The organism is Agrococcus sp. Marseille-P2731 (genome assembly GCF_900117395.1).
Lineage (GTDB): Bacteria > Actinomycetota > Actinomycetes > Actinomycetales > Microbacteriaceae > Agrococcus.
In genome coordinates, this window is the sequence record NZ_FPEG01000001.1 from 658,428 (window position 1) to 669,799 (window position 11,372).

The 11,372-nt window shown below is 73.0% G+C and carries 12 protein-coding genes and 1 tRNA gene; 6 read left to right on the forward strand and 7 right to left on the reverse strand.

Translation table 11 applies throughout. The features are described from left to right. Positions 1–59: 59 nt before the first annotated feature. The 5 genes from BQ6202_RS03240 to BQ6202_RS03260 all read right to left on the reverse strand — a co-directional run bounded on the left by BQ6202_RS03240 (position 60) and on the right by BQ6202_RS03260 (position 2,326). Positions 60–395 (reverse strand): heavy-metal-associated domain-containing protein, encoded by a 336-nt coding sequence (locus tag BQ6202_RS03240; protein ID WP_072313013.1) that lies wholly within the window; start codon positions 393–395, stop codon positions 60–62. Between the two features lie 44 nt (positions 396–439). After that, entirely contained in the window at positions 440–754 is a 315-nt protein-coding gene (locus BQ6202_RS03245; protein ID WP_072313014.1) for a metal-sensitive transcriptional regulator, read from the reverse strand. A 41-nt stretch (positions 755–795) separates the two neighbouring features. Continuing rightward, positions 796–1,389, reverse strand: a complete 594-nt coding sequence (locus tag BQ6202_RS03250; RefSeq protein WP_072313015.1) for a TetR/AcrR family transcriptional regulator — start codon at positions 1,387–1,389, stop codon at positions 796–798. A gap of 165 nt (positions 1,390–1,554) precedes the next feature. After that, positions 1,555–1,630, reverse strand: a tRNA-Arg gene (locus BQ6202_RS03255). A 63-nt stretch (positions 1,631–1,693) separates the two neighbouring features. Beyond that, positions 1,694–2,326: a TetR/AcrR family transcriptional regulator gene (locus tag BQ6202_RS03260; protein WP_072313016.1), complete on the reverse strand. Its 633-nt coding sequence runs from the start codon at positions 2,324–2,326 to the stop codon at positions 1,694–1,696. Between the two features lie 156 nt (positions 2,327–2,482). Between BQ6202_RS03260 and BQ6202_RS03265 the strand changes: the two genes are divergently transcribed. Continuing rightward, positions 2,483–3,274: a transglutaminase-like domain-containing protein gene (locus tag BQ6202_RS03265; protein WP_072313017.1), complete on the forward strand. Its 792-nt coding sequence runs from the start codon at positions 2,483–2,485 to the stop codon at positions 3,272–3,274. 14 nt (positions 3,275–3,288) lie between these two features. Here the strand turns inward: BQ6202_RS03265 and BQ6202_RS03270 are convergent, their stop codons facing one another. Beyond that, entirely contained in the window at positions 3,289–3,870 is a 582-nt protein-coding gene (locus tag BQ6202_RS03270) for a hypothetical protein (protein ID WP_072313018.1), read from the reverse strand. Between the two features lie 59 nt (positions 3,871–3,929). Here BQ6202_RS03270 and argS point away from each other — a divergent pair, with 59 nt between their 5' ends. Beyond that, positions 3,930–5,588, forward strand: a complete 1,659-nt coding sequence (argS, locus tag BQ6202_RS03275; protein ID WP_072313019.1) for an arginine--tRNA ligase — start codon at positions 3,930–3,932, stop codon at positions 5,586–5,588. A gap of 50 nt (positions 5,589–5,638) precedes the next feature. Here the strand turns inward: argS and BQ6202_RS03280 are convergent, their stop codons facing one another. Then, a complete protein-coding gene (locus tag BQ6202_RS03280; RefSeq protein WP_072313020.1) occupies positions 5,639–6,331 on the reverse strand; it encodes a DNA-3-methyladenine glycosylase in 693 nt (230 codons plus the stop codon). 102 nt (positions 6,332–6,433) lie between these two features. Between BQ6202_RS03280 and lysA the strand changes: the two genes are divergently transcribed. The 4 genes from lysA to thrB are packed head-to-tail and all read left to right on the forward strand — an operon-like array spanning position 6,434 to position 11,222. Next, positions 6,434–7,879: a diaminopimelate decarboxylase gene (lysA, locus tag BQ6202_RS03285; RefSeq protein WP_072313021.1), complete on the forward strand. Its 1,446-nt coding sequence runs from the start codon at positions 6,434–6,436 to the stop codon at positions 7,877–7,879. Beyond that, the gene (locus BQ6202_RS03290) at positions 7,876–9,180 is read left to right on the forward strand and encodes a homoserine dehydrogenase (RefSeq protein WP_072313022.1); all 1,305 of its coding nucleotides are present in this window, start codon (positions 7,876–7,878) and stop codon (positions 9,178–9,180) included. Before lysA ends, BQ6202_RS03290 begins: the two co-directional genes overlap by 4 nt. Before the next feature lie 9 nt (positions 9,181–9,189). Continuing rightward, positions 9,190–10,266: a threonine synthase gene (gene thrC / locus BQ6202_RS03295; protein WP_072313023.1), complete on the forward strand. Its 1,077-nt coding sequence runs from the start codon at positions 9,190–9,192 to the stop codon at positions 10,264–10,266. Further along, on the forward strand, positions 10,263–11,222 hold the full coding sequence (gene thrB / locus BQ6202_RS03300) for a homoserine kinase (protein WP_072313024.1): 960 nt from the start codon (positions 10,263–10,265) through the stop codon (positions 11,220–11,222). Before thrC ends, thrB begins: the two co-directional genes overlap by 4 nt. The last annotated feature ends 150 nt before the right edge of the window (positions 11,223–11,372 follow it).

The window sequence follows — 11,372 nt, forward strand, 5'->3', positions numbered from 1 at the left end:
GCCGATGCGAAGAGCGCCGACCCCGGTGCGGGATCGGCGCTCTCGGAGCGAGGCTGCGGTCAGCGCTCGACGAGCGTGTAGCCGGCCTCCGAGATCGCGGCGCGGACGTCGTCGAGTCGCAGCGGCGCGTCGGAGGCGACCGTGACGCTCGAGCGCCCACCCGCCACGAGCTGGATGTCGACGCCCTCGACGCCGGCGAGGCCCGAGAGCTCCTCGGTGACGGAGGAGACGCAGTGGCCGCAGGTCATGCCCTCGACCTCGAAGCGCTGCGAGGTGCCGCTCGCGCTCGCGGCGCCCGAGTCGGTCGAGCAGCAACCGCCACCGCAGCAGCCGCCGGCCTGCTCGTCGTTGGAGGTGTCGGTCGCGCGGCTGGTGATCTCGATGTTCTGCAGCATGGGATGCCTCTCGGTCGTCGGGGTGGAGTCAGTGGGTCGCGCGGTCACGAGCGCACGAGGCGCGCGATCGCGGCGCTCGCCTCGGCGAGCTTCTCCTGCGCGACCGGCCCGCCCTGCTCTGCCGCCTCGGCGACGCAGTGGGCGAGGTGGTCTTCGAGGAGCTGGAGAGCGACGGTCTCGAGTGCCTTCGTGGCCGCAGAGACCTGCGTGAGCACGTCGATGCAGTAGGCGTCGTCGCCCACCATGCGCGCGATGCCGCGCACCTGGCCCTCGGCACGGTTGAGGCGCTTGAGGAGCGCCGCCTTGTCGGCGGCGTAGCCGTGCGGTGCGGCGGCAACAGTGGTCGTGTCGGTGCTCATGGTGCACCCATCATACCCCCAAGGGGTATGAACGCCAAGGCTCAGGCGGCGATGGCGCTGACGTGCTCGGGCGTGGCCCAGCTGCGCCAGATGGCAGCGAGCAGCGCGCTGAAGAGCTGCTCGGCGTCGTCGGCGGGGTAGTGGCCGATCAGCTCGAGCGAGATGAAGCCGTGGACGCCGGCGAAGATCGTGCGCGTCGTCGTCTCGGGGTCGCCGTGCAGGATGCCGGCCTCGATCGACTCGGTCACCGCGGCCAGCAGCGGCTCGGTCGTGCTCGCGCGCGCCTCGGCGATCGCGGGGGAGTCGTTGGTGCGGCCGAAGACGACCTGGAACATGGCGGCGTGCTCGTTGGCCCAGGAGCGCATCGCGTGCACGAGGGCGACGATGTGCTGCACCGGGTCTGCGACCTGCGCTGCCGCCTGCGCGTCGACGAAGGAGCGCGCGGCGCGGACGGTGATCGCCTCGAGCAGCTCGCCGCGCGAGCCGAAGAGCGAGTACACGGCCGACGTGGAGGTGCCGACGGATGCCACGAGCGGGCGGAGCGAGAAGTCGGGCCCGTCGACGGCCATCAGGTCGGTCGCGGCCTCGAGCAGTCGCTGTCGCAAGTGCTCGTCATGCAGTCGAGGTCGTCCCATGCACGTAATCTTACGCTGTTTCTAGGGTTTGCTCAGCATTGCGGTCGAAGTCGCAGGAACCGCAACGAATGCATCGACGCAATCTGAGGGATGTGGCAGGATGCGCGCCATCCCGGTGCGAAGCGATGGCCGGTGACGGCGCTGGTCGGCTCGGCCGAGCCGGTGTGGTGCCCCCAGCAGGATTCGAACCTGCGGCCTTCTGCTCCGGAGGCAGACGCTCTATCCCCTGAGCTATGGGGGCCGGGCTGCCGAGGCAGCGTCGACCAATCTAGCACCGCCAGAGCGGGTGCTCAGGACGGGCGGTTCACGCCTCGTGCGTCAGGCCGTGGCTCAGCTCGGCGAACGCGGCATCGATCAGCTCGGGGATCGTGCCGGCGTCGCCCTCGGTCGTGTCCCAGATGTGGATCGCGGTCTTGACGGCAGCGACGGCTGCGCCAGCGAGCAGTCGCGGGTACGCGGCGCTCTCCGGATCCTCGCCCGAGCGGAGGGCGATGGCCTCGCGGATGGCATCCTCGAGCTCGTCGAACTGCGACATGCGATGGGGGAGGAGCACCGGGTATCGCCGGATGAGCTCCTCCTTCTCGCGCAGCAGCTGGAGTCGCTCAGGCGACCACTCGCGCATCGCCTCGCTCAGCACCGCGCGCAAGGTCTGCAGCGGCGGCTCGTCGGCCGGCCGTTCCGCGATGCCGGCGACGAACTCGGCGGGGCTGTTGTCGTGGGCGGCGACGACGGCCGCCTCCTTCGAGACGAAGTAGTTGGAGACCGTGCGCGGCGAGACGAACGCTCGCTCGGCGATCTGATCGATCGTGATGATGTCGAGGCCGTGCTCCGCGGCGAGCGAGTAGGCGGCGTCAGCGATGGTGCGGTGCGTCAGCTGCTTCTTGCGCTCGCGGAGCCCGAGCTGCGGCTCATCGGTGGGCTGCGCTATCGCGGACATGAGGCTCCTGGTTCAGCGCCGATGCGGGTCGGCTGGTAGGGCAAGTCTGTATCGTAACAGTGTTTGCGTCAAGACACGATCGGGTCTGGCAAGTCTGCTGTCGGCGCACTGCCAGATCGCGCCGCATCCCTGGCCGCTGTGGGAAGATCGAGGACGATGCGAACCGCGCGTGCTGCCTTCTCGATGTCGCTCGTCGGCGACACCGAGTTCGTGCTGCTCGCGCTCCCTGCCGAGGCGTACGGCTCCGACGACCGCATCAGCGTCGTCGTCGACGGGGCACCGGTCGAGTGGCGCATCGCCGAGGGCGCCCACGACACCCGGCAGCTGCTGTTCACCGCGCCCGCCGGGCGACTCGACGTCGAGGTCGAGTCGACGCTCCAGAGCCTGCAGCGGCCCGTGGAGGGCGCGGACCCGGCGCGCTACCTGGCGGACTCCCGCTACGTCGAGGCCAGTGCGCTGCGCGGCTTCGTCGATGAGCGCTTCGGGCGCGCGAGCGGCTTCGAGGCCGTCGACGCGATGCGCAACTGGATCGCCCGCGGCTTCACCTACTCACCGGCGCTCTCGGCGATCGATGACACCGCGGTCTCGACGATGCAGAAGGCGGGCGGCATGTGCCGCGACTACGCGCACGTCATGATCGCCCTCGCGCGCGCCGCCGGCATCCCGGCCCGCTACGCCGGCGTCTACGCGCCGGGACTGACGCCGCCCGACTTCCACGCCGTCGCCGAGGTGCACGTCGACGGGGACTGGTGGGTCGTCGATCCCACCGGCCTCGCGCCGCGCGGCAGCCTCATCCGCATCGCCACGGGTGCGGATGCGCTCGAGACCGCGTGGGCGACCACGACCGGCAACCCGGTGCGACTCACGAGCCTCTCGGTCGAGGCGGCCGACGACGGGCTGCCGGAGGGCACCGTCGACGACCCTCGCCAGCGCTACCGCATCCTCTGACGCAGCCGGGTGCGTCAGGAGACGTTGGCCGCCACCTGCTCGAGCACCGCTGCGGCGTCCTGCTCGGTCACGAAGTACTCGGACGCGACGCTCAGCAGCGCCTCGCCGTCGAGCGTCGTCGCGACGCCGATCTCGCCGACGGTCTCGAAGGCCGGGCCGGTGGTGCCCTGCGCCTGCGGCAGTACGGCGATCACGAGCCGGTCCGAGCCCGTGACGTGCTGGTACGCGCAGACGGTGCCGCCCGCATCCGCGACGTCGGCCGTGGTGCCCGGCAGCTCGCCCCGCTCGCTCGTCGGTGCGAAGTTCGGGTTGAACGCGTAGAGGTCGTCGGCGGTGAAGACCTCGGAGCATGCGATCTCGCCCGCGATCGGCGGCGTCGTGGGCTCTGCCGTCTCGGAGGCGGCGGGCTCGCTCGGCGAGGGGGTCGGCTCGGCGGAGCCGCTCGGCGAGGGGGTCGGCTGCGCGCTCGTGGAGGGCGACGGCGACTCGGTCGGTGCCAGCGCGCCGGGCTCGCAGCCCGTCAGCGCGAGCGCCGACGCGGCCGCGACGATCGCGACGGGGAGGAGGCGAGGGATGCGGTGGCGGAGGCTCGGCATGCTGCCAGCGTAGGGCGGACCGCCGACGGGCAGCGGCAGCCGCGCACTAGAATCGAGGGATGCAGCCCTCCGAGATCTCTGTCGCCGTGCTCGCCGCCGTCCGGGCAGCGGTCGGGCGACGAGCCGCCGAGATCGAGGTCGGCGAGGGCGACATCGTGCTCGAGCGCCCGCGCAACCGCGACCACGGCGACTGGGCCACGAACGCCGCGATGCGCTTCGCCAAGAAGGCTGGCGCCAACCCGCGCGAGCTCGCGGAGGAGATCGCCGCAGCGCTCAGCGCGGTCGAGGGCATCGCGGGCGCCGACGTCGCGGGCCCCGGCTTCATCAACCTGCGGCTCGCCGCCGGCGCCGCGGGCGAGCTGGCGCGCACGATCGTCGAGGCGGGCGAGGCCTACGGGCAGGGGGACGCGCTGCAGGGCGTGCGCATCAACCTCGAGTTCGTCTCCGCGAACCCGACCGGCCCCATCCACATGGGCGGCACCCGCTGGGCAGCGGTCGGCGACAGCCTGGGCCGCGTGCTCGAGCGCCAGGGCGGCCTCGTCACCCGCGAGTACTACTTCAACGACCACGGCGGCCAGATCGACCGCTTCGCGCGCAGCCTCGTCGCGGCGTTCCGCGGCGAGCCGACGCCCGAGGACGGCTACGGCGGCGCCTACATCGCCGAGATCGCGCGCAAGGTGGACGACGCCTACGACGGCGACCTGCTCGACCTGGGCGACGCCGAGCTGCAGGAGGCGTTCCGCGCCAACGGCGTGCAGCTGATGTTCGAGGAGATCAAGCGGGACCTGCACGAGTTCGGCGTCGACTTCGACGTCTTCTTCCACGAGCACCAGGTGCAGTCGGACGGCTCGGTCGACCGCGCGATCGAGACGCTCCGCGAGCGCGGGCACATCTTCGAGCAGGAGGGCGCGCTCTGGCTGCGCACCACGACGTTCGGCGACGACAAGGATCGCGTCGTCGTGCGCTCGAACGGCGAGCCCGCCTACTTCTCGGGCGACCTCGGCTACTACCAGAACAAGCGCGAGCGCGGCTTCCAGCAGAGCATCATCATGCTCGGCGCCGATCACCACGGCTACGTCGGCCGCATGATGGCGATGTGCGCGGCGTTCGGCGACACCCCGCACGAGCACCTCGAGCTCATGATCGGCCAGATGGTCAACCTCATCCGCGACGGCGCCCCCGTGCGGATGTCGAAGCGCGCGGGCACCATCGTGACGATGGAGGACCTCGTGGACGCGGTGGGCGTGGACGCCGCCCGCTACGCACTGGTGCGCTCGAGCGCCGACACGCCGCTCGACATCGACCTCGCGCTGCTGACGCAGCGCACCAACGACAATCCGGTCTACTACGTGCAGTACGCGCACGCCCGCATGTCGGCGGTCGCCCGCAACGCGGCTGCTGCAGGCGTCGACCGCGGCGAGTTCGATCCCTCGCTGCTGGAGCACCCGAGCGAGTCGGCGCTGCTCGGCGCGCTCGCCGACTTCCCGCGCGTGCTCACCCAGGCCGCTGAGCTGCGCGAGCCGCACCGCGTCGCGCGCTTCGCCGAGGAGCTCGCGGGCCTCTACCACCGCTGGTACGACGCCTGCCGGGTCACCCCGGTCGGCGACGAGCCCATCGCGACGGTGCACCGCACGCGCCTGTGGCTCAACGACGCGGCCGGCCAGGTGCTGCGCAGCGCCCTGTCGACCGTCGGGGTCTCGGCGCCGGAGCGCATGTAGCGACAGCGCCGCGACGTCCTCGTCCCGCGACGCTCCCCGGCAGCGGCCGCTCAGCGCGGGCGCGTGCGGGGGGCCGCCGCGCGGTAGACCGAGACGCTCGGCTCGCCCGGCATCCAGAAGCGCCACGGGAAGGCGGATGCGTCCCCACCGGGACCGCTGACGCCCACGCGCGGCCCCGTGCGGAAGGGCATCGGCGCCGCGGCGGGCGCGAACGACCACTGCGCCGCGGGGGCCAGCGCGGCACCGGGCTCGAAAGCCGACGCCGCGCCGGGCTGGGAGCCCTCGTCCCGCGGCCCGAGCGGAGCCCCGTCGTCCGCGAGCGTCGCCCCGAGCGCCTGCGCCACGTTGCCCGGCCCGCGCGCGGGCTCGCCCACGACGGGCGAGCGACGCCGGGCAGCGCGGCGCTCGAGCGCGAGCGGCAGTCCTTCGACGACCTCGCCGGCGCGCACGAGCACGCCCCATCCGCTGCCGGCCGGCCCGGCCACGATGTTCACGGCGTGGTGCATGCCGTAGGTGAAGTAGCAGTAGACGTGCCCGCCCGGTCCGAACATGGTCGCGTTGCGAGCCGTCTGCCCGCGGAAGGTGTGCGCACCGGGGTCGTCGCTGCCGCGGTAGGCCTCCACCTCGGTGACGCGCACGGCCACGGCACCGACCGCATCCGCGCGTCGCAGCACGCCGCCGAGCAGCAGCGGCGCGAGCTCGACCGGGTCGCGCTCGAACCAGGTTGCGTCAGGTGTCGGCACGCACGGCACGGTATCCGACGGTTCCCTAAGATGGTGTCAGCGCCACAAGCGCAGACGCCGCCTGCCAGGCAGGCCCCCACCCCTCGTACGGACGGAGCCCCCGTGCCGCATCCGCTCGCCCCGCAGCTGACCGATCCGGCCGACGCGAACGCGCTCGCCGAGGGCGTCTGGCCCGCGGGCGCCGAGCGCGTCGACGGCGTGCTGCACGTGCGGGGCGCCTCCGTCGCAGACATCGCGGCAGAGCACGGCACCCCGTTCCTGCTCGTCGACGAGACCGTCGTGCGCGAGCGCGCCCGTCGCATCCGCACCGCCTTCGAGGCCGCGTTCGCCGTGCCGGGCGGCGAGCCCGCCGTCGACGTCTACTACGCGGGCAAGGCGCTGCTGACGGCCGATCTGGCGCGATGGATGCGCGCGGAGGGCCTGCGCATCGACGTGTGCACCGGCGGCGAGCTGGCGGTCGCGCTGCGCGCGGGCGTCGAGCCTGCGGCCATCGGGTTCCACGGCAACAACAAGTCGGTCGCCGAGATCGAGGCGGGCGTCGAGGCGGGCGTCGGCACCTTCGTCATCGACTCGCCGATCGAGGTCGAGCGCATCGCGGCGGCCGCGGAGGCTGCCGGCCGGGTGCAGCGCGTGCGGCTGCGCATCTCGGTGGGCGTGCACGCCTCGACCCACGAGTTCCTCGCGACGAGCCACGAGGATCAGAAGTTCGGCATCCCGGTGGCCGAGGCGCCGGCGGTCGTCCGGCGCATCCGCGCCCTGCCGAGCCTCGAGCTCGTGGGCCTGCACACGCACATCGGCTCGCAGATCTTCGACCACGAGGGCTTCGCGGCCTCCGCCCGGCGCATGCTCGCGCTGCACGCCGAGCTCGGCGCCGACGGCCAGCAGCTCCCCGAGCTGAACCTCGGCGGCGGCTTCGGCATCGCCTACACGGCGGCCGACAGCCCTGAGCCCATCGAGGCGATCGCCTCGAGGCTCGCGGATGCGGTGCGGCAGGCTGCGGGCGAGCTCGGCGTCGCGGTGCCGAGGATCGCGATCGAGCCGGGCCGCTGGATCGTCGGGCCCGCCGGCATCACCGTCTACACCGTCGGCACGATCAAGCCCGTGCAGCTGGGCGACGGCGCCCGCACCTACGTCTCCGTCGACGGCGGCATGGCCGACAACGCCCGGCCGGCGCTCTACGGCGCGCAGTACTCCGCCCGCATCGCCTCCCGCTCGTCGGATGCGGAGCCCGCGCTCGTGCGCGTCGCCGGCCGCCACTGCGAGTCGGGCGACATCGTCGTCGACGCCGAGTGGCTGCCCGCCGACGTCGCGCCCGGCGACCTGCTCGCGGTCGCCGCGACGGGCGCCTACTGCCACTCGCTCGCGTCGAACTACAACGCGGCGCCGCGCCCGCCGGTGCTCTCGGTGTCGGTGCTGCCCGACGGCGGTGCGCTCGTGCGCACCCTCGTGCGGCGGGAGTCGATCGACGACGTGCTCTCGCGCGACGCCGGTCTCGACCCGGCTCCTGCCGCCGACCCCGAACCCAGCAACGGAGCCGCATCCGCATGAACTCCTACCGTTCCCTCCGCATCGCGCTGCTCGGCGCGGGCAGCGTCGGCTCCCAGGTCGCTCGGCTGCTGCTCGAGCAGCACGACGAGCTCGCCGCGCGGGTGGGCGCGCCGCTCGAGCTCGTCGGCATCGGCGTGCGCGACGTCGACGCGCCGCGCGACGTCGACCTGCCGCGCGAGCTGCTCACCACCGACCTCGGCACGCTCGTCGCCGGCGCCGACATCGTCGTCGAGCTGCTCGGCGGCATCGAGCCCGCGCGCGGCCTGCTGCTCGACGCCATCGCGGCCGGGGCCGACGTCGTCACCGCGAACAAGGCGCTCGTCGCGGCGCACGGGCCGGAGCTCTTCCAGGCGGCGGAGACGGTCGGCGCCCAGGTCGCCTACGAGGCGGCCGTCGGCGGCGCCATCCCCATCATCCGCCCGCTCGAGCAGTCCCTCGCGGGCGACCGGGTGACGCGCGTCATGGGCATCGTCAACGGCACCACCAACTTCATCCTCGACCGCATGCACACCGAGGGCTCGTCGCTCGAGGAGGCCCTGCGCATCGCGACCGAGCTGGGCTACGCCGAGGCCGACCCGACCGCCGACATCGAGGGCTTCGACGCGGCGAGCAAGGCGACGATCCTCGCCTCGCTCGCCTTCCACACGGAGGTGCCCGCCTCCCGGGTGCACCGCGAGGGCATCACGGGTGTGACGGATGCGATGGTGCAGCAGGCGGAGCGCAACGGCCGGGTGCTGAAGCTCGTGGCGATCTGCGAGCGGCTGCCGGGAGAGCCTGGCGGCGACGCCCGCGATCGCGTCTCCGCACGCGTGCATCCGGTCTCGCTGCCTGCGACGCATCCGCTCGCCGCCGTGCACGAGGCGATGAACGCGATCTTCGTCACCGCGGAGTCGGCCGGCGACCTGATGTTCTACGGCGCGGGCGCCGGCGGCCCGGAGACCGCCTCCGCGGTGCTCGGCGACCTCGTCTCGATCGCCCGGCGCCACGTCGCCGGCGGCCCCGGCATGCCCGGCTCGACGCACGCGAAGCTCGGCCTCGCGCCCTTCGGCGACGTCGTCGCGCGGCACGAGGTGGCGCTCACGGTCAGCGACCGGCCCGGCGTGCTCGCCGCGGTCGCCGGCCTCTTCTCGGAGCAGGGCGTGTCGGTCGAGTCGGTGCGGCAGGATCCGACCGACGGCAGCGCGGCGCTCGTGCTCGGCACCCACGCCGCGAGCGAGGCGCGCATCGCAGATGTGCTCGAGGCGCTCGAGGCGCACACCGACGTGGAGCGGATCGACAGCGTGATCCGGCTCATCGACTAGGAGAGAACCATGGCGAAGCGGAATCATTGGCAGGGCGTGCTGCGCGAGTGGGCCGACGTGCTCGACGTGACGGATGCGTCGACGGTCGTGACGCTCGGCGAGGGCGGCACCCCGCTCATCGAGTCGAGGGCGCTGTCGCAGATGACCGACGCGCGCGTCTTCGTGAAGTTCGAGGGGCTGAACCCCACGGGCTCGTTCAAGGACCGCGGCATGACGGTGGCGCTCTCGCGCGCCGTCGAGCGCGGCGCGAAGGCCATCGCCTGCGCGTCGACCGGCAACACCTCTGCGTCGGCCGCCGCCTACGCGGCCGCCGCGGGGATCCAGGCGATCGTGCTCGTGCCGGAGGGCAAGATCTCGATGGGCAAGCTCGCGCAGTCGGTCGTGCACGGCGCGCGCATCGTGCAGGTGCGCGGCAACTTCGACGACTGCCTCGAGATCTCGAAGGAGCTCGCCGACCGCTACCCGGTGCACCTCGTCAACTCGGTGAACGACGACCGCATCGAGGGGCAGAAGACCGCGGCCCTCGAGATCGTCGACGTGCTGGGCGACGCCCCCGACATCCACTGCATCCCGGTGGGCAACGCGGGCAACATCACGAGCTACTGGCGCGGCTACTCGCTCGCCGAGACCTCCGGCATGGCCACCAGGAGGCCGCGGATGCTCGGGTTCCAGGCCGCGGGCGCGGCGCCGATCGTGCACGGCGAGGTGGTGCGGCAGCCCGACACGGTCGCGACCGCGATCCGCATCGGCAACCCGGCCTCGTGGCAGCAGGCGCTCGACGCGCGCGACGAGTCCGGCGGCTTCATCGGCGCGATCGACGACGCGGGCATCCTGCGCGCGCAGCGGCTGCTCGCCTCCTCGACCGGCGTCTTCGTCGAGCCTGCCTCGGCCATCTCGGTCGCCGGCCTGCTCGAGCGCCACGCTGCCGGCGAGATCCCCGCGGGGTCGACGGTCGCGCTCACGGTGACCGGGCACGGCCTCAAGGACGCGCAGTGGGGCCTGCGGCTCGAGGACGGCTCCGACGCCACCCCCGAGTCGGCGGACGCCGACACCACGCAGGTCGCTCAGCTGCTGGGACTGGCATGACGGGCGCGGCGGCGACCGTGCCGCTCGGTCGACGCGTGCGCGTGCGCGTCCCGGCGACGAGCGCGAACCTCGGCCCGGGCTTCGACACGCTCGGGCTGGCGCTCAACGTGCACGACGAGCTCGAGGTGGAGGCCGTCGCCGAGGGCGTGCGCGTCGCGGTGACGGGCGTGGGGGAGGCGGGCACCGAGCTCAGCGTGCCCACCGACGAGACGAACCTCGTGGCCCGCTCGATCCTCCACGTCTTCGACCGGGTCGGCGTCCAGGCGCCGGGCCTCGTGCTCGAGGCGCGCAACAGCATCCCGCACGGGCGCGGCATGGGCTCCTCCGGTGCCGCGATCGTGTCGGGCGTGCTCGCCGCCAAGGGCCTGCTCGAGGGCATCGCCCCGGTCGACGACGACGCCGTGCTGCGCTTCGCGACCGAGCTCGAGGGCCACCCCGACAACGTGGCGCCCGCCATCTTCGGCGGCCTCACGATCGCGTGGGTCGACGAGACGGGGCCGCGCCAGAAGCAGCTCGCCGTGCACCGCGGGGTCTCCCTGCTCGTGGCGGTGCCGGAGGGCACGATGTCGACCCAGCTCGCGCGCAGCCTCCAGCCCGAGGCCGTGCCGCACGCCGACGCCGTCTTCAACGTCTCGCGATCCGCGCTGCTCGTCGCGGCGCTCACCCAGAGCCCGGAGCTGCTGCTCGACGCCACAGAGGATCGCCTGCACCAGTCGTACCGCGCGAGCGCGATGCCGCAGACGAGCGCGCTCGTCCAGGCGCTCCGAGCCGCGGGTCACGCCGCCGTCGTCTCGGGCGCCGGGCCATCGGTGCTCGTGCTCGCGGGCGACCCCGCAGCCCGGCTGGATGCCGCCCGGATCGTCGAGGACGCGCCGGATGCGTGGAGTGCGCGCCTGCTGGCCGTCGACATCCGCGGTGGTACAGTGGAGCCCATCCCCACCAGTGCCGCGGCGTAGCCCGGCTGGGGTGTTCCAGACTCCAACTCTCTGCATCTCTGATGCGCTCGACCGCCGAGCAGCTGTGACAGCTGCTCAGGCCGTGGGCGCAGCGGGAGACAAGGTCCCATGCCCGCGGCATCGCGCGCGGGCCAACTCATAAGGAGCACT